The 17850-nt window shown below is 57.1% G+C and carries 19 protein-coding genes; 15 read left to right on the top strand and 4 right to left on the bottom strand.

Going from position 1 to position 17850, the window contains the following annotated elements; translation table 11 throughout:
• The first annotated feature begins 66 nt into the window (after window positions 1–66).
• The 9 genes from JYP50_RS02780 to JYP50_RS02740 all read left to right on the top strand — a co-directional run bounded on the left by JYP50_RS02780 (window position 67) and on the right by JYP50_RS02740 (window position 7937).
• The gene (locus JYP50_RS02780; RefSeq protein ID WP_206558953.1) at window positions 67–1371 is read left to right on the top strand and encodes an APC family permease; all 1305 of its coding nucleotides are present in this window, start codon (window positions 67–69) and stop codon (window positions 1369–1371) included.
• Between the two features lie 194 nt (window positions 1372–1565).
• Entirely contained in the window at window positions 1566–2042 is a 477-nt protein-coding gene (nrdR, locus tag JYP50_RS02775; protein WP_206558952.1) for a transcriptional regulator NrdR, read from the top strand.
• Between the two features lie 6 nt (window positions 2043–2048).
• Entirely contained in the window at window positions 2049–3149 is a 1101-nt protein-coding gene (ribD, locus tag JYP50_RS02770; protein ID WP_347136712.1) for a bifunctional diaminohydroxyphosphoribosylaminopyrimidine deaminase/5-amino-6-(5-phosphoribosylamino)uracil reductase RibD, read from the top strand.
• Window positions 3150–3458: 309 nt separating this feature from the next.
• The gene (locus JYP50_RS02765) at window positions 3459–4121 is read left to right on the top strand and encodes a riboflavin synthase (RefSeq protein WP_206558951.1); all 663 of its coding nucleotides are present in this window, start codon (window positions 3459–3461) and stop codon (window positions 4119–4121) included.
• Between the two features lie 33 nt (window positions 4122–4154).
• Window positions 4155–5258 (top strand): 3,4-dihydroxy-2-butanone-4-phosphate synthase, encoded by a 1104-nt coding sequence (gene ribB, locus JYP50_RS02760; RefSeq protein WP_206558950.1) that lies wholly within the window; start codon window positions 4155–4157, stop codon window positions 5256–5258.
• 321 nt (window positions 5259–5579) lie between these two features.
• Window positions 5580–6053 carry a 6,7-dimethyl-8-ribityllumazine synthase gene (gene ribH / locus JYP50_RS02755; protein ID WP_206558949.1) on the top strand — a complete coding sequence of 158 codons (474 nt, stop codon included), beginning with the start codon at window positions 5580–5582 and terminating at the stop codon, window positions 6051–6053.
• Between the two features lie 6 nt (window positions 6054–6059).
• Window positions 6060–6512, top strand: a complete 453-nt coding sequence (nusB, locus tag JYP50_RS02750) for a transcription antitermination factor NusB (protein ID WP_206558948.1) — start codon at window positions 6060–6062, stop codon at window positions 6510–6512.
• 8 nt (window positions 6513–6520) lie between these two features.
• Window positions 6521–7441, top strand: coding sequence for a thiamine-phosphate kinase (gene thiL / locus JYP50_RS02745; RefSeq protein ID WP_206558947.1), 921 nt, complete (start codon window positions 6521–6523; stop codon window positions 7439–7441).
• A 19-nt stretch (window positions 7442–7460) separates the two neighbouring features.
• The gene (locus tag JYP50_RS02740; RefSeq protein WP_206558946.1) at window positions 7461–7937 is read left to right on the top strand and encodes a phosphatidylglycerophosphatase A family protein; all 477 of its coding nucleotides are present in this window, start codon (window positions 7461–7463) and stop codon (window positions 7935–7937) included.
• 6 nt (window positions 7938–7943) lie between these two features.
• Here the strand turns inward: JYP50_RS02740 and JYP50_RS02735 are convergent, their stop codons facing one another.
• Window positions 7944–8264 carry a hypothetical protein gene (locus tag JYP50_RS02735; protein WP_206558945.1) on the bottom strand — a complete coding sequence of 107 codons (321 nt, stop codon included), beginning with the start codon at window positions 8262–8264 and terminating at the stop codon, window positions 7944–7946.
• Between the two features lie 122 nt (window positions 8265–8386).
• Between JYP50_RS02735 and JYP50_RS21945 the strand changes: the two genes are divergently transcribed.
• Both JYP50_RS21945 and ribA read left to right on the top strand, forming a co-directional pair.
• The gene (locus JYP50_RS21945) at window positions 8387–9028 is read left to right on the top strand and encodes a TIGR02281 family clan AA aspartic protease (RefSeq protein WP_206558944.1); all 642 of its coding nucleotides are present in this window, start codon (window positions 8387–8389) and stop codon (window positions 9026–9028) included.
• A 61-nt stretch (window positions 9029–9089) separates the two neighbouring features.
• Window positions 9090–9686 carry a GTP cyclohydrolase II gene (ribA, locus tag JYP50_RS02725; protein ID WP_206558943.1) on the top strand — a complete coding sequence of 199 codons (597 nt, stop codon included), beginning with the start codon at window positions 9090–9092 and terminating at the stop codon, window positions 9684–9686.
• A 137-nt stretch (window positions 9687–9823) separates the two neighbouring features.
• Here ribA and JYP50_RS02720 read toward each other — a convergent pair whose 3' ends face one another.
• Window positions 9824–10642: a polyprenyl synthetase family protein gene (locus JYP50_RS02720; RefSeq protein ID WP_241262770.1), complete on the bottom strand. Its 819-nt coding sequence runs from the start codon at window positions 10640–10642 to the stop codon at window positions 9824–9826.
• Window positions 10643–10698: 56 nt separating this feature from the next.
• Window positions 10699–10941, bottom strand: a complete 243-nt coding sequence (gene xseB / locus JYP50_RS02715) for an exodeoxyribonuclease VII small subunit (RefSeq protein WP_206558940.1) — start codon at window positions 10939–10941, stop codon at window positions 10699–10701.
• A gap of 93 nt (window positions 10942–11034) precedes the next feature.
• Here xseB and JYP50_RS02710 point away from each other — a divergent pair, with 93 nt between their 5' ends.
• The 4 genes from JYP50_RS02710 to asnB are packed head-to-tail and all read left to right on the top strand — an operon-like array spanning window position 11035 to window position 16631.
• Window positions 11035–12786 (top strand): ABC transporter ATP-binding protein, encoded by a 1752-nt coding sequence (locus JYP50_RS02710; RefSeq protein WP_206558939.1) that lies wholly within the window; start codon window positions 11035–11037, stop codon window positions 12784–12786.
• A gap of 41 nt (window positions 12787–12827) precedes the next feature.
• The gene (locus tag JYP50_RS02705; RefSeq protein ID WP_206558938.1) at window positions 12828–13259 is read left to right on the top strand and encodes an adenylyltransferase/cytidyltransferase family protein; all 432 of its coding nucleotides are present in this window, start codon (window positions 12828–12830) and stop codon (window positions 13257–13259) included.
• Between the two features lie 4 nt (window positions 13260–13263).
• On the top strand, window positions 13264–14697 hold the full coding sequence (locus tag JYP50_RS02700; RefSeq protein WP_206558936.1) for a CDP-glycerol glycerophosphotransferase family protein: 1434 nt from the start codon (window positions 13264–13266) through the stop codon (window positions 14695–14697).
• Between the two features lie 2 nt (window positions 14698–14699).
• The gene (gene asnB / locus JYP50_RS02695) at window positions 14700–16631 is read left to right on the top strand and encodes an asparagine synthase (glutamine-hydrolyzing) (RefSeq protein ID WP_206558935.1); all 1932 of its coding nucleotides are present in this window, start codon (window positions 14700–14702) and stop codon (window positions 16629–16631) included.
• A gap of 50 nt (window positions 16632–16681) precedes the next feature.
• Here asnB and JYP50_RS02690 read toward each other — a convergent pair whose 3' ends face one another.
• Entirely contained in the window at window positions 16682–17845 is a 1164-nt protein-coding gene (locus JYP50_RS02690; protein WP_206558933.1) for a CDP-glycerol glycerophosphotransferase family protein, read from the bottom strand.
• Window positions 17846–17850: the final 5 nt, after the last annotated feature.

Raw genomic sequence — 17850 nt, 5'->3', positions numbered from 1 at the left:
CGCCGGACTGGGCGTGCCGCGCGGCTCGCGTTAATGTGAACACCATCGGCGATACAGGACTTGGCCATGCACGACACTCAATCCCACGCCCCGGCCGCGAGCGAGCAGTTGCGCCGCGTGGTGGGCGCGCCGGGTTACGCCCTGCTGGCCTTGAACGGCGTGATTGGCGCCGGCATATTTGGCCTGCCGGCGGTGGCCGCGCAACGGGTGGGGGATTTCAGCCCCTGGCTGTTCCTGCTCTGTGCGTTGATCATCATGACCGTGGTATTGGGGTTCGCCCGGGCCGCCAGCCTGGTGTCCGCTACCGGCGGCCCCATTGTTTACGTGGCCCGGGCCCACGGCGCCTTCGCGGGCTTCCAGGTGGGCTGGCTGCTGTACATCAGCCGGCTGGTGGCAATGGCCGCCAATACGGTCCTGCTGGTGACCTATGCCGCCTGGTTCCTGCCGGCGCTGGAGAGCGGCTTGCCGCGGCAGCTGGCGATCGCGCTGGTGATTGCGGCCCTGACCGGGCTCAACATCGTTGGCGTGCGCGCGGGTATGGGGGTTGTGTACCTGCTGAGCGTGTTCAAGGTGTTGCCGTTGCTGTTTTTCGCCGGTCTGGGCCTGGCCCATGCCGAGCCGGGTCTGCTCGGGGGAGCCACCCTGCCACCGCTGCCCACCTTGGGCGAGACGCTGCTGTTGTTGATCTACGCCTTCGTCGGTTTTGAAAACGCGGTGATCCCGGCCGGGGAGGGCCGGCGGCCGGCGCGGGATATTCCGGTGGCGATCATCGCCACCGTGGTGCTGATTTCGTTGCTGTACTTCCTGATTCAGTGGGTGGCCCTGTCGCTGCTGCCGGAGCTGTCCGCGAGTTCGCAGCCGCTGGTGGACGCCGCCAGCGTGATGTGGGGCACCACCGGCGCGACGGTGATGGCGGTGGCGGCAGTGGCCTCCATCGCCGGTAACTGCTCCGCCTCGGTGTTGGGGGCGCCGCGCCTGAGTTACGCGCTGTCGCTGGAGAAGGGGTTGCCGGCCTGGTTCGGGCGGGTGCATCCGCGCTTCCACACACCAGCCAATTCCATTGCCTTCTACGGCGCCGGCGCCATTTTGCTGGCGGTCACCGGCAGCTTCGTCACCCTGGCGGTGGTGAGTACCCTGGTGCGGCTGGTCACCTACGCGGCAGTATTGTTGTCGCTGCCGCGACTGCGGGCCGAGGCCGGGGAGGAAGCGGGGGGCTTGCCGCTGCCGGGCGGCTGGTTCATTCCCGCGCTGGGTCTGCTGCTGTGCCTCGCGCTCCTCAGCCAGGCTTCCGCCACGGCCTGGGGCATGGCCCTGGCGCTGGCCGCCATCGGTACCGCGCTCTACCTGTTCACAAGCCGTCGCCGCGCCTGAGGGGCGTCCCCGAAGGCGGTTGCCGGGCCCGCACTTCGAGGCGGGGAGCATCCGCTACACCTCGCAAGCTCGATGTCGCCTGACTGTGGCCGTTGCCCTGGCCGGTAGCGGTCATTTTCCACAGTTGTCGCGAATGGGCCGTCTGGGGGTCGGAAATATGTTAGTCTTCAGCGCCTTAACCCGAGGGAAAGGCCATGCACTGCCCATTTTGCGCCGCCGATGACACCAAGGTCATCGACTCCCGCCTGGTTGCCGAGGGCGACCAGGTGCGCCGCCGTCGCGAGTGCCTGAGTTGCAAGGAGCGCTTTACCACCTACGAGGTGGCCGAGCTGGTGATGCCGCGCGTGATCAAGCAAAACGGCAACCGGCAGCCCTTCGACGAGAGCAAGTTGCGGGCGGGCCTGCAGCGCGCGCTGGAAAAGCGGCCGGTGTCGGTGGAGGATATCGAGGCGGCGATCAACCAGATCAAGCACGACCTGCGGGCCACCGGCGAGCGCGAGGTGAACTCCCGCGACCTGGGCGAGCTGGTCATGGACAGCCTCAAGCAGCTGGATCAGGTGGCCTACGTGCGCTTTGCCTCGGTGTACCGCAGCTTCCAGGACATCGCCGAATTCCGCGACGCCATCGAACTGCTGGAATCCGACTCCGCCCGCGACAGCAAGCCCGCCTGAGTTTCCGTGGACGCCGCCTTCGACACCCGAATGATGGCGCGCGCGCTGCAGCTCGCCCGCCGGGGCCGCTACTCGGCCATGCCCAATCCCCATGTCGGTTGCGTACTGGCGCGTGATGGACGGGTGATCGGCGAGGGCTTCACCCAGCCCGCCGGCGGCAACCACGCCGAGATCGAGGCCCTGCGCGCGGCCGGCGACGCCCGCGGCGCCACCGCCTATGTCACGCTCGAACCCTGTAGCCACCACGGCAAGACCGGCCCCTGCGCCGAGGCGCTGATCGCCGCCGGTGTCGTGCGCGTGGTGGCCGCCATGGAGGACCCCAACCCCCTGGTGGCGGGGCGCGGCCTGGCAATGCTGCGCGCGGCCGGGGTCGATGCCAGGTGCGGCTTGCTGGAGGCCGACGCGGAGCGGGTGATTCCCGGTTTTTGCGCCCGCATGCGCCGCGGCCGTGGCCGGGTGAGGGCCAAGCTGGCGATGTCACTGGACGGGCGCACCGCCATGGCCTCCGGGGAAAGCCAGTGGATTACCGGCCCGGCGGCGCGGCGGGATGTACAGCGCCTGCGCGCGGCAAGTTGCGCCATTGTCACCGGCGTGGGTACGGTGCTGGCCGACGACTGCTCCCTGACCGTGCGCGCGGCGGAGCTCGGCATGAACGAGGCCGAGGCCGCTCGCGCCAGTGCCCGCCAGCCCCTGCGCGTGGTGGTGGACCCCGCGCTGAAAACGCCCCCCGGGGCAAAGGTTCTGGATGCCGGGGCACCGACCCTGTTGTGCCACGGTGAGTCGGCCGTGGTGCCGGAGGCGCTAAAGGTGGAGCGGCTGGTATTGCCCGCCGCGGAGCGGGGCCTGGCCCTGGATGCCCTGATGGATGCCCTGGCCGCGCGGCAATGCAACGAAATTCTGGTAGAATCTGGCCCGCGCCTGGCGGGAGCCCTGCTGCGGGCGGGGCTGCTCGACGAGTTGGTCGTCTACATGGCGCCGGTACTGATGGGCAGCAGTGCCAATCCGCTGCTACACCTGCCGCTGGAGACGATGGGCGAAAAGGTGCCGCTGGCGGTAAAGGACCTGCGGCAGGTAGGCGCCGACTGGCGCTTTACCCTGGCCCTGTAGGGTCGAATTCATTCGACCAAACGCCGCGGCAGGAGCGCACTATCGGGTGTAGGGTCGAATTCATTCGACCAAATACCGCGGCAGGAGCGCACTATCGGGTGTAGGGTCGAATTCATTCGACCAAACGCCGCGGCAGGAGCGCGCTATCAGGTGTAGGGTCGAATTCATTCGACCAAATACCGCGGCAGGAGCGCACTATCAGGTGTAGGGTCGAATTCATTCGACCAAATACCACCCGGCGCAGAACCGGCGCAAAAAATGCCCCGCGACCAGGACCGGCAACAGACACACAGACAACGGAACCACGCTATGTTCACAGGCATTGTCCAGGCCGTAGGCGAGATCGCCGCGCTGCAACCCAGCGGGGGCGACCTGCGCCTGCGCGTGCGCAGCGGAGAGCTGCCCCTGGACGACGTGGCCCTGGGGGACAGCATCAGCACCAATGGCGTGTGCCTGACCGTCACCGAGTTGCCGGGGGATGGCTACTGGGCGGACGTGTCCCGTGAGACCCTGGATTTCACCACCCTGGGCGGCCTGGAAGTGGGGTCGCGGGTGAATCTCGAGAAAGCCCTCACCCCCGCCAGCCGGCTGGGCGGGCACATCGTCTCTGGCCATGTGGATGGCGTTGGCGAGGTTGTCAGCAGCAGTGAGGACGGCCGTTCCATCCGTTTTGTATTGCGCGCGCCCGCCCCACTGGCCAAATACATCGCCCACAAGGGCAGCATCACCGTGGACGGCACCAGCCTGACGGTCAACGCGGTCAACGGCGCCGAGTTCGACCTCAATATCATCCCCCAGACCATGCAGGAAACCATCTTCGGCAGTTACCGCCCGGGCAGCCGCGTGAACCTGGAGGTGGACGTAATCGCCCGCTACCTCGAGCGCCTGGTACTGGGCGAGGCGGCGGCCGAGCCGGGCGCCGGCGGCCTGAGCCTCGACACCCTGGCGGAACACGGTTTTTTACGTCGCTGAGCGCCCGTCGCCAGCGGCCCACAAGGACATTCTATGCAAGTTAACACCGTCGACGAATTGATCAGCGATATACGCCAGGGGCGTATGGTGGTGCTGTTGGACGACGATGCCGACAGCCACAACGAGGGCGTGGTGATGGTGGCCGCGGAGCACTGCGACGCCGGCCATGTGAATTTCATGGCCCGGCAGGCGCGGGGCCTGGTGTGCCTGACCCTCACCGAGGATCGCTGCCGCCAGCTGGACCTGCCGCCGATGGTGGCCAAGGCCCACGGCGAGAAGTCCAATTTCACCCTGTCCATCGAGGCCGCCGAGGGCATCGACACCGGTATTTCGGCGGCGGACCGGGCGCGCACCGTGCAGGTGGCCGTGGCGCCCCACGCGGTGGCGGCGGACATCGTCCAGCCGGGCCATATTTTCCCGCTGACCGCAATGCCCGGCGGCGTGCTCACCCGGGCCGGCCACACCGAGGCGGCCTCCGATTACGCCCGCTTGGCCGGTTTGCTGCCGGCGGCGGTGATCGCCGATATCCTGACCCCCGCGGGGGAGCTGGCCGACGGACCGGCGCTGGTGGAGTTCGCCGAACAGCACCAGCTCAAGATCGGCACCATCGCCGACCTGATCCACTTCCGCCTGGCCAATGAGCGCACCATCCGCCGCATCCGCGACGGCGTGATCCAGACCGCCCACGGCGAGTTTCGCCTTACCGCCTACCGCGACCAGACCGCCGGCGAGGTCCATCTGGCCCTGTCCCGGGGCGCGATTCGCGCCGACGAACCCACCCCGGTGCGGGTGCACGTGGCGGCCGCCCTGCGCGACCTGGTGACCAGCGAACTGCCCGGCCGTCCGTCCTGGAGCCTGGGTAAATGCCTGGCCCACGTGGCCCGGGAGGACCGCGGGGTGATCGTGCTGCTGGCCAATGAGGAGAGCAGCGAGCAGCTGTTGGCCAGCATCGACATGGCCATGGGCGAGGAGCCCGCGCCCCCGTCGCCGCAGGACACCTATACTACCGTGGGTCTGGGCTCCCAGATCCTCAAGGATCTGGGGGTGGGTAAAATCCACCTGATGGGGGCTCCGGTTAAGTACAATGCCATTTCAGGCTTTGATCTGGAGGTGCTGGATCATATTGAGCCGGGTTGAGGCCGGCTTTTTGGTCGAATAAATTCGACCCTACAAGGGATGGGCACGGGCCTCCGCAGGACGGAATTCATTCCGCCAGCAAGCGGGTTGGGGCAGCGCCCCCTGTAGGGCGGAATTCATTCCGCCAACAAAACAGTTTGGGGCAAGGTCCCCTGTAGGGCGGAATTCATTCCGCCAACAAAACAGGTTGGGGCAGCGTCTCCTGTAGGGCGGAATTCATTCCGCCAACAAAACGGGTTGGGGCAAGGTCCCCGGTAGGGCGGACAACGGCCCCTCTTTTCGGGCCATTCATTCTCGCCAGTGCGACACTCAGGAACCAATATGCAAAACATCAAAACCGTAGAAGGCAACTTCACCCACACCTCGGGCAAGTACGCCCTGGTGGTTGGTCGCTGGAACAGCTTCGTGGTGGAACACCTGCTGGAGGGGGCCGTGGATGCCCTGCGCCGCCACGGCGTCAGCGAAAAGCAGCTGACCGTCGTGCGCGCCCCTGGCGCCTTCGAAATCCCGCTGGTGTGCCAGAAAGTCGCCAAGAGCGGTAACTACGACGCCATTATCGCCCTGGGCGCGGTGATCCGCGGCGGCACGCCCCACTTTGAGTATGTGGCCGGCGAGTGCACCAAGGGCATTGCCCAGGTGAGCATGGAGTGCGGCATTCCGGTGTCTTTCGGGGTGCTGACCGTGGATTCCATCGAACAGGCGGTGGAGCGCTCGGGCACCAAGGCCGGCAACAAGGGCGCCGAGGCGGCCCTGTCCGCGCTGGAAATGGTCAGCCTGCTGGCCGAGCTGGACTGAGCCCCGGTGAGCAAGCAAGCCCACAACACCCTTGCCGCCGAGCGCCGCAAGGCCCGCCACTACGGTATGCAGGCCTTGTACCAGTGGCACATGGCCCAGGCGCCCCTGAACGAGATCGAGGCCGAGTTCCGCACCGATTACGACTTCCGTCACGTGGATAGCGACTACTTCCACGCCCTGCTGCACGGCGTCCCGGCACAGGTGGACGCGCTGGAGGATATCCTGACCCCGTTGATCGACCGCGACCTGAACGAGCTGGACCCGATTGAGCGCACCCTGTTGCGCATGGGGACCTGGGAGCTCGCCCATCGCCTGGACGTACCCTACAGGGTGGTGATCAACGAGGCCGTGGCCCTGGCCAAGAAATTTGGCGCCACCGACAGCCACAAATACATCAACGGCGTGCTGGACAAGGCCGCCCGCGAGCTGCGCAAGGTGGAAGTGGACGCAGGTTCCTAGCCTGGCCCATGGCGCTTTCCGAATTTGACCTGATCTATCGCTATTTCTCCGCCCTGGGTCGCGGCGACGCCGTGGACCTGGGAGTGGGGGACGACTGCGCCATCCTGCGCCTGCCGCCGGGGGCGCGCCTGGCCACCTCGGTGGATACCGTGGTGGAGGGCGTGCATTTCCCCGAAGACGCCTTTCCGGAGGACCTGGCCTATCGCGCCGTGGCGGTGGCGGCCTCGGACCTCGCCGCGATGGGTGCCCGGCCCCTGGGCATGACGCTGGCCATCACCCTGCCGGTGGTCGACGAGCTGTGGTTGCGTGCCTTCAGCGAGGGCCTGGCCGCGGCGGTGACCGATTTCGACCTGCCCCTGGTGGGCGGCGATACCACCCGGGGGTCCTTGTGCATCGCCGTGCAGGTATTTGGCGCCCTGCCGGGGGGCAAAGCCCTGTTGCGTGGCGGCGCCGCGGTGGGGGACAGCCTATGCGTCAGCGGCACCCTGGGGGATGGCGCGGCCGGCCTCGCCGTGGTGAGCGGCGACTGGCGCGGCGATCCGGAGCAGGGGGATTACCTGGAGCGGCGCTATTACCGGCCGACACCGCGCCTGGCCCTGGGTCTGGAGCTGCTCGATACCGCCACCGCCGCCATCGATATCTCCGATGGCCTGGTGGCGGACGCCGGCCATATTGCCGCCGCCAGTGGCGCAAAACTGGTAATCGACCCGCAATTACTGCCGCTCTCGCCGGCCCTGCAGGCCCTCCCGGACCGCGAGCAGGCCCTGCGTTGGGCCCTGAGCGGTGGCGACGACTACGAGCTGTGCTTTACCCTGCCGCCCGGGGCGGAGTTGCCCGCCGGCTGTACCCGCATTGGCCGCGTCGAGGCCGGGGAAGGGGTGGACTGCGGCCTGGATTTGGCGGGCCCGGTGGGTTACCAGCATTTTTAAATCCCGTTACACTGCCCGCATGCCATCCACCAACCCCGTCGCCATCACCAACCCCATCCAGTTCCTCGCCTTCGGCTTCGGCAGCGGCCTGTCTCCGAAGGCCCCGGGTACCATGGGCACCCTGGTCGCCATCCCGCTCTACCTCGCGGTGGCGGCGCTGCCGCTGGCCTGGTACAGCCTGTTCATTGCCCTGACCTTCGTATTTGGTGTCTGGCTATGCGATCGCGCCAGCAAGCAGTTGGGTGTGCACGACCACCCCGGCATCGTGTGGGACGAGTTCGTGGGCTACTGGATCACCCTGTGGGCCGTGCCACTGGGTTGGCAGTGGGTGTTGGCGGGTTTTGTGCTGTTCCGGCTGTTCGATATCGCCAAGCCCTGGCCCATCGGCTGGCTGGACAAGCGGGTACACGGCGGGCTGGGGATTATGATCGATGACGTGGTGGCGGGGGCGATGGCGTGCGCGGTGTTGCACTCGGCCGCCTGGATACTTAATTAACGCGACTCAACCAAGCAACGATCTAATATTGGGAAGCAGTACCGCGGCAGTCAGGATTGCCAAAATCCAATTGTGCAGCCTTAGCTGGCTTTCGAGCTTATTGAACATGGCATCGATACGGTTATTCTGCTCGGCAAAGCGGGCTTCGACGTGGGCATCCATTTGTTGCAGCCGTGCATCCAGGTAATCTTTGGTTACCAGCTCACCGACATAATAGCCAAACGCTTTGCCCATCAGCTCCGCTTGAACCTCCGCCTGCTGTTCCGGTACGCCGGCTGCCTTGAGGCTTCTGGCATACTGCAACGTATCAAAAGCGATGTCAGCCATATTACGCTCCTGGAAACAGTGAGTATAGCCTGCCCCTATACCGCTTTCGTGTACACATCAAATCTGTTCAACGCCATGCCCGACGGAGGCTATAATGACTCCAGCTCACAAAAGGGGGTTGCGTGAAGCGCGCTGTATCGAAACTACTGCTTGGCCTGCTACTGGCCATCGGCATGCCCGCCCTGGCCACTACACTGGTGGTAGAGGCCCTGCTACCCAATACGGCAGTGATCACCATCGACGGCGCACGCAAGACCCTCAAGGCCGGCCAGAGCCACGCCGGCGTCACCCTGGTCAGTGCGGACTCCAGGGCCGCGGTGGTGGAAGTGAACGGTGTGCGCCAGACCCTGGGCCTGCACCAGCGCATCACCGGCGCCTACCGCGAACCCAGCACCCGCCGGGTGGATATCCCCCGCAACGCCCGCATGCAATACCGCACCACCGCCACCATCAACGGCCGCAGCACCCAGGTACTGGTGGACACCGGCGCCAATGTGGTGGCGATGAACGCCAGCCACGCCGCTGCCCTGGGGGTCGATTTTCGCGCCGGACAGCCCTCGCGGCTGGAAACCGCCAGCAACGTTATCGACGCCTGGACAGTCACTTTGCAGAGCATCGACGTGGGGGGAATCCGGGTGGACAACGTGCGCGCCACGGTGACCGGGGGCAGTTTTCCCTCCACCATCCTGCTGGGGATGACCTACCTGGAGCACGTGGAGATGCGGGAGAGCAACGGGGTGCTGTCGCTGTCCCGGCAGTGGTGAACTCGCACAGCTTTCGCAAAGTGGTAGAATGGGCGCCCTTTTGAGTACCCAAGGCCCCAGAGTGACCACACGCTACGTAGAATCCTCCCGCCTCCCCACCGCCTGGGGCGTATTCGATATCCACGGCTTCGAGGATCCCCAGGCCAACAAAGAGCACGTGGTGCTGACCATGGGCGACGTCTCCGATGGCGAGCCCGTGCTGGCCCGTATCCACTCCGAGTGCCTGACCGGCGATGCCCTGTTCAGCATGCGCTGCGACTGCGGCAACCAGCTCGAAGCCGCCCTCAAGGCCATTTCAGAGGCCGGACGGGGCGCTTTGTTCTACCTGCGCCAGGAGGGCCGCGGCATCGGCCTGCTCAACAAAATCAAGGCCTACAAGCTCCAGGACGCCGGCGCCGACACCGTCGAGGCCAATGAACAGCTCGGCTTCGGCGCCGATATGCGCGATTACACCATTCTCAAGCCGATGCTGGAGCACCTGAAGATTCAGAAGGTGCGGCTGATGACCAACAACCCCCGCAAAGTGGCCGCCCTGGAAGCCGCGGGTGTTGAAATCGTGGAGCGGATACCCCTGCACACGGCCTGCAACCCCCACAACGAGAAGTACCTGCAGACCAAGGGCGCCAAGCTGGGGCATCTGTTCGAAGACCGGGAGTAGCCTGTAGGGGGCCGACAGCGGGCCCCTCTTTTCGGGTCATTCATTCGGCCATCCTACCTCGCCACCCCCTTTTGTTATCGCTGCGCTGGGCGGCGGCCGGCGGGTGGCCCGCCACGGCGAGACCTAGTCTCAACCACCTAATACTCCCTCTCCACAATATACCGCCCCAACTCCCGCAACATATCCGCCGACTCGCCAAAGCCGTCCAGCGCCGCCAGCGCCTCGGTCAGCAAGCGCGCCGCCTCCGCCTTGGCGCCGTCCAGCCCCAGTAACTTCACATAAGTCGCCTTGTCCGCTTCGGCATCCTTGCCCCCGGTCTTGCCCAGAGTCGCGGTATCCCCCTCCACATCCAGGATGTCGTCCACCACCTGGAAGGCCAGGCCGATATGCCCGGCATAGCGATCCAGCGCAGCAAGCTGCTCCTCGGTCGCCCCGGCGGCAATGCCCCCCAGCGCCACCGAAGCCCGGATCAGCGCCCCGGTTTTCATCGCGTGCATGGCCTTGAGCTCATCCAACGTCAGGTCTTTACCGGTCGACTGGATGTCGACATACTGTCCGCCAACCATGCCGTTGAAGCCAGAGGCCTCGGCGAGCACCTTGATCATGCGCACCTTCTGCTCAGCGGACAGATCCGGCGCGTCGGCGATCAGCTCAAAGGCGCGGGCCTGCAGGCCATCGCCCACCAGGATAGCGGTGGCCTCGTCGAAGGCCTTGTGCAGGGTGGGCTTGCCCCGACGCAGGTCATCGTCGTCCATGGCGGGGAGGTCGTCGTGGATTAGGGAGTAGGTGTGGATGAGTTCGAGGGCGGTGGCGGGAGCTTTGGGGCTGGTTGTTCCGCTGATCGTATTGCAACTAGCAGCGACGAGAATGGGGCGGAGGCGTTTTCCACCGCCGGCTAGTGCATAGTGCACACAGTTATTTAGTGCGGTAGACGTCGTACTCGCGTATGCATTCATACTAGCTTGTACATTCCATTTGCGCCACCGCTCCAAGTGGGCTAGGAAATCCGTTCTCATTCAGTTGGCTCGTCTTCAGAGGAGTCGTTGTTCCCAGGCTTAGGATGATCCAGCAGGGTTTGCACTCTCTGCTCTGCATAGGAAAGGTCTCCCTGGGCCTGACGCAGCAACTGGACGCCCTCCTCGAAACTAACGAGGGATTCCTCCAGAGAGGTGTTAGAGTCTTCCAGCCTGGTGACAATGGCATCCAGCAGGCTGATGGTCTCGGTAAAAGATGATTTGGGCTTTTTTGCAGGCATGGCTTACGAGGCTTGCGGAAATGTGATGTGATTATAACAACAATTCGAAGGTCTGGAGGAGGTGACGGCCTCTGGCCGCAAATCAACTGCGATATGATTGATTCCCTAAACAAATTGTGGCGAATTTTTCTACCAAGTGAGCGCCGCAAAGTGCTGTGGATGCTGTTACTGGTAGTGGTGATGGCCGGTGTCGAAACGCTGGGAGTTTTGTCAATTACCCCTTTCTTATCAGTATTGGGCAGGCCAGAAGTAATAGAAGAGAACCCCGTGTTATCGGCGGCGTACGATTATCTGGACTTCACTAGCAATCAGGATTTCGTCGTGGCACTTGGGTTGGCCTCTATTATACTGGTGGTTGGCTCGTCAGCATTTAAAATCGTCACACAGCATTTGATTAACCGGTTTGTTCACTTGCAACGACATATACTGAGCGCCCGTTTACTTTCTAAATATCTACAGCAGCCATATGAATTTTTTCTGGATAGGAACCCGGCTGTGCTCTCGAAGAATGTGCTCTCAGAAGTAGATCAACTCGTTTTCGAGCTTATAAAGCCGCTTTCGCAGCTAGTAGCACAAGGCGCCATTGTTGTATGTATGGGATTTCTGATCCTGTTGTATGACCCACTTATGGCGGTCGGTATTGTTGGGTTTGTGGTGCTGATTTATGTCGTAATTTACCGAGTTTTTCGTACCTGGCTGGAGGGGATTGGAAAGGAACGTCGCGAAGCAAATGGCAAACGATATCAAGCCTGTAGTGAGGTTCTGGGCGGTATTAAAGATGTTAAGGTCACGCAGTCAACGTCCTCCTATCAGAGAAAGTTTGATATTTCGTCAAGGCTATTTTCGAGGCACACGGCTGCAAACGAAACGCTAAACCAGTCGCCACTCTACTTAGTTGAGGCCGCAGCATACGGCGGCCTGATAGTTATCGCACTTGTGCTCCTAATAAGATCTGATGACATAGCTTATGTATTGCCTATTTTGGGTCTCTATGGATTTTCTGCATATCGCATGCTGCCCGCCGCACAGATTATGTTTCGAGGTTTCGCGAAACTAAAATTCAACATGGCGTCGCTGGATGCAATATATGAGGATCTGGCTCTTCCGTCTGCAATTGAGACGTCCTCAAATTCCCCAATGGCCCTTTCAAAGGAGATCAAAATTAGCGATGTCCGATATGCATATCCGACTGCTAGTGATAAGCCCGTACTGGAGAATTTTAACCTGACAATACCTGTAAATTCTTGCGTAGGGATTGTTGGAAAAAGTGGCTCAGGAAAAAGTACTCTGATGGATGTTCTACTTGGATTGCTTACGCCGCAAAGTGGAGAGGTGTTGATTGACGGAACTCCTTTAGGGCCAGAAAACATTCAAAGTTGGCAGCGTTCCGTCGGTTATGTGCCTCAACACATCTACCTGGCTGATGCAAGCATTAAGGAGAATATCGCATTCGGGGTCCCGCTGCCTGATATAAATATGCCACGCGTCGAGCGCGCCGCAAGAGCAGCCCAGCTACATGAATTTGTATTGAGTGAGCTTGAGGCCGGCTATGACACTATGGTTGGTGACCGAGGTGTACGCCTATCGGGAGGGCAGTGTCAAAGGGTAGGTATAGCTAGGGCTCTCTACCGGAATCCAGTGATATTGCTGTTAGATGAAGCGACTAGCGCGCTTGACGGAGAAACCGAAGATAGTCTGGGGGCCTCTGTGAGAGAACTGTATGGAATGAAAACGATAGTGTTGATAAGTCATCGTGAAGCTTCGCTAGTGCAATGTGATGAGCTAGTCGATATACAGTACGAAAGAAAGGGTAAAAGGCATCCTCTTATTACTCATCAGCGTTGAATTGAGTGTTTTCGAGAACTTGAATTTATCGGAGGAAAGAAATGATAGTTGGCTACACAACAGGGGTTTTTGACCTATTTCATATTGGGCACCTGAATATTCTCAGAAATGCCAAAGCAATGTGTGATCGACTAATTGTAGGTGTCACCGATGATGAGTTGTTGATGGCTTATAAGAAAAAAAAAGCTGTAATTCCCTTTGAGGAGAGAATGGAAATCGTTCGAAGCATTGATTGTGTCGATGTTGTTATTGCCCAAGAGCAGATGAATAAATTTGAGGCTTGGGAGAAGCTAAGGTTTGACGTTATGTTTGTCGGGGATGATTGGTATAGAACAGAGAAGTGGGAAGTGATTCAAAGAAAATTTGACTCAGTTGGCGTCAGGGTTGTGTACTTTCCGTACACAAAAACCACGTCCTCAACAAAGATAAATGAAATATTAGAGGAGCGTAGGGGGGGCGATAATAAGGAATAGAAAAGTGATCGTTAAGTGCTTTGGCAATAGGAAGTTTTTTCCGGCGTATAGTTCTATAGAGGAGCGAAAACTACTAGCTTCAAACTATGCTTGGCTTGCTGTCGTTGGTGCAATGTGTGGTTGCCTTGTTGCCAATGTTGTAGAGATCCCGATTTATTGGGGTGGCTTCTTGGGCTTTTTAGTATGTGTTCTGTTTATATTCGCCTATGGCGCGACGTCTTTGTATTTGTTGCGTGTGCCTGTAGCACTACTTAACTTGCCTCTATACTGCGTGTCGTATTTTGTGCCAAAAAATCAGCGTCTTTGGCTGTTTGGTTGTCGTCAAGGGGTTGCCTATGCTGAAAATTCGCGATATCTGTTTGAGTGGATTTGTCAGAGGAATGTGGGTATTGATGCATGTTGGGTTACAAAAAGTCGAATTGTTTTCGAGAAACTTCAAGAGCGAGATATGCCGGTTGTTATGGCTTATTCTCTACGTGGTTATTGGATGAGTATGAGAGCTTCATGCGTATTCATGTCTAATTTTCGGCGAGCAGAATCGGACTACAATGACTACGTGACTAGCCCATCTACAATTAAAATCCAGTTGTGGCATGGCTCTCCGTTGAAGCGAGTTGGTGTTCAGCGTCCTGTTTATATTCAAAGCTATTTATTGAGGCTGCTCGCAAAGCTCTACTACGTTGCTTTTCCGTTCTACAAAAATCGTACTTCGTGCCACAAGATGTTAGCCGCCTCACCTAAGGTGGCAGATAATTTAAGCGCCTCATTTAATCTTGAGGTAGAGAATATTTGGATATTAGGATATCCGAAAAACGATCTCTGGTTGCAGCGTGCAGCTTTGAAATCCAACGATCATATTTCTGCGACTAATGTCGTATATATGCCAACTTGGAGGCTTCAGGGTTTAAAGATTTTTTCAGAATATGGCTTTGATCCTGATGAGTTAAACACCCTATTCAGTAGAAATGGCGTCCATTTTTACTTCAAGCTACATCATTTCACTCTAGAAGAGATGGCGATATCTTTTTCTGAAATAGATCTATATTCGAACCTACATATACTTCGATCAGAGGATGTATATGAAGAGCTGGACAGATTTGATGTGCTAGTAACCGATTATAGTAGCGTTCTTTTTGATTATTTGTTGACTGATAGGCCGGTCGTGTTTGCGCCGTTTGATCTTGATAAATACTCCAATTCTGACCAGGGATTTTACGAAGATTATCTTTCACTCGTCCCAGGTCCTGTCGCGTATAATTGGAGATCTCTCGCGAAATCTATTGTTGAGATAGTAGAGGATGACCACTACTCAGAGAAAAGACAGGACATCTGTAAGCGCTACAATTTGTATTTAGATTCCGGTAGCAGCGAGCGTCTGGTGGGGGCAACTCGAGATCTAATAAGCCAAGAAAGAAAGCCCAAGGTGGCATATCACTAGCAATGTGCGGAATTCAGGGAATTGTTGATTTTTCTGGCTCAGAAAGTCAGTTGTTGAGTAGAGCGGTTTTCGATGAGGCACTTCAGATGCAGGCTCATCGAGGGCCGGATGGCTCGGGAATCTATCAGTCTAGCGAGTGTCTTTTAGGGCATCGTAGACTGAGTATTATCGATTTAGATCAACGATCTAACCAGCCAATGTGTTGTAATGATAGGTACATTATAGTTTTTAATGGCGAAATATATAATCACAAAGAACTGAGGTGTGATTTGGAAGCTCGTGGTGTATGTTTTACTACACAGAGCGATACTGAGGTGCTATTGCATGGGTTAAGAGTTGAGGGGGTTGATTTTGTTCAGAAGTGCATAGGAATGTTTGCTTTTTGCTATGTTGATAGAGAGCTAGGTGAGGCTCACATAGTAAGAGATCGTTTGGGCGTTAAGCCGCTGTACTATAATGTAGATGGTTTTCGGGTGAGCTTTTCATCCACGACTGCTTCTCTTCGTAGAATATGTGACGCTGGAAACCTTTCTGAAGAAGCCCTGTCTTCCTATTTGTCCTTTCGTTATCCCATCGGAGACAGAACTTTTTTTGGTCAGGTGAAATGCTTGCAGCCTGGCTATCGTCTTGTTGTCAAAAAAAACAAAGTCGAAAAAGTGTGTTATTGGGATCCTTTGTCGTTTGCTAGGGGGCGATTAGACGATAAAGGAGAGCGATACTATCGTGAGCATTTGGCACGTTTAATACAGAGTTCGGTTCGCTACCGATTGATATCTGATGTGGCTGTCGGAGCCTACCTTTCGGGTGGCGTTGATTCTAGCGGAGTCGTAGCTACTATGGCCGCACTTTCCGGTAGTAATATCAATACATTTACCATTGGATATGATGAGTCCGGGTTTAATGAATTTGAGTTTGCTCGTGATGTGGCTGAGAAGTATCAAACCAATCACCGCGAGATTATCCAGAGTTCTGATGATTTTGCGTCGAGTATGCGGGAACTTATTCGTCTTAAGGGAGCGCCTTTGTCCGTCCCCAACGAGGTGCCAATCTGGAAGCTTTCCACTGAACTTAAACAACACGTATCGGTTGTGCTTTCCGGGGAAGGGGCAGATGAGTTGTTTATGGGCTACGGCCGGCTATTTCGGTCTGCATTTGATTATGAGCGTATGTCGCCAACTTATAAGTGGTCTTGTCTGAAGAATCACACCACATTCATGCAAGCAGCAATGGCTTACTATGGTCGGGTCACTTTTGATGAAGAAGTAGATCATTTCTTATCTCGTTATAGCTACACTTCGTTCGCTGATAAGCAGAGATTTTTATCTTCCCAATTAGACATAGGGAAAATCGAGTCGTCTCTTAGGGAAGAGTTTGCTAGCTGCTTTAAAGAACTTGACGGTAAAGTTTCATATGAGGAAAAGATATCTTATGTATTTTTAAAACATCATTTGCCTGGACTACTTCAGCGTCTTGATAATGCAACTATGGCTGCAAGCGTGGAAGGTAGAGTGCCTTTTGTTGACCATAGAGTTGTAGAGTTTGCCCTAAATATCCCTGCACACTACAAACTTCGGTGGCGAAAAGGGTGGTCCAAGGAGGCGTGCGAGCCTTTCTTGTCGGATACGATTAGCGAGAAGTTTGATACTCCAAAGTACTTGCTCAAAAAGGTTTTTCAATCATCGCTAAGCGAATCTATTCTGTATCGACGTAAAGTTGGTTTTCCTGTGCCACTGCATAATTGGTTTCGCGGGGATTTCAGGCAATTCGCTAAAGACACATTACTTTCGAACGAGGCTAAGGGAAGGGGGATATATAACAGTAAAGAAATTGAGAAATGTGTTTCAAGCAGTGCGATCGAAAACGATCATCGTACGGCAATGAACATATGGATGCTTATGAACGTGGAAATCTTCTGTCAAGAGCATCTGAGCTGAGCCCTAGTGCTTACCAATAGCTGTAAACCTATAAGTTCGCAAATTGAGTATTAGTCTTGTAATAGCCGAATAAGTCGTGTTATCTGTCGTTGGCTTACATTGCCGTACGTGTTCTGTCCATAAACTGCAGCCAAAGCTTTGGAGTATGTTCGTCCGTATTTTTTGGTGAATTTTTTCGGTGAAGTTAGTAGCTTTCCTAGTTCAGTAGTCAGCTCTTTTGTACTTTTAACAATGCAGCCTACTCTAAATTCGTTGTTTAACGTGAACCCATTGCGAAATGGGTTGGGGATATCAAGAAAAACTGTTGGGCGTTCAAGCGCTAAATAATCAAATGCAATTGATGACCAATCACAAATCAGGGCGTCGCTCTGTAGTAACAGTTCTTCGGTATCTTCATAGTCTCTCATTGAGCAAAAAGCCACATTTTCAATGTGGTAAGGCTGTATACTAGTGTTCAGATGGCCCCGAATTACCAGTGTGGCATTGTGGTTTTTGCAGGTGTTTGCTAGCGCCCTATTAAACGAATTCTGGCTCTCCCCAAAAGGGAACAGTGTCCTACCTTTCTCATCTTGCTGCCAAGTGGGGGCGTAGAGAACAATGCGTCTGCCTTTCTGGATCCCTAAAAGAGTGTGAATGTCATCCTTTGGCGGATCGCGTCGAAACAGTTTGTCGGCACGAGCATAACCGAGTGGAATCACTTTCTTGGGGGGAAAGCCAAATTTTTCTATGTAAATTTTTTTCAGTAGTGGTGATGATACCCACACTTCGTCATATTGGTGTTGCAGTTTAAAATCCTTAGGGTCAAAGCCTTTAAACGGAATCCCATGCCATACGTCGATAAAGCGTATGTTAGTTAGTCGAAGAAGTGGTTGCATGGCATGCAGTCCATGATCGGTGATCATCGCCTGGCAACGTGTAGATCTGATCATGTCGATTAAGCGGTAACAGCGTAAAACGTTGACTTCATTCTTTTCCAGGCCCCGTGCATAAGAAGGATCTAATGCAAGAAAGAACATATCCATGCTTTCTTGATGGCTTTTTTTCCATTCTTCGTAAAGTGCAAGCAAATTTCCGGATAGCTGGTGGCCGTAGAGTATAACTAGTGGCTTATGATTTCGACGGGGGAGTTTTCTAGTGCTGACGCCGATCAGTGTATAAACGCCTTGCAGCGCAAGTAACAGCCAGTGTATGGGGTTTCGGGGGTTTATCTTCATATCGA

The organism is Parahaliea mediterranea (assembly GCF_017255185.1).
Classification (GTDB): Bacteria; Pseudomonadota; Gammaproteobacteria; order Pseudomonadales; family Halieaceae; genus JAFKCZ01.
The sequence above is the reverse complement of the archived record's forward strand: the minus strand, read 5'-3'. Positions and strand labels throughout refer to the sequence as shown.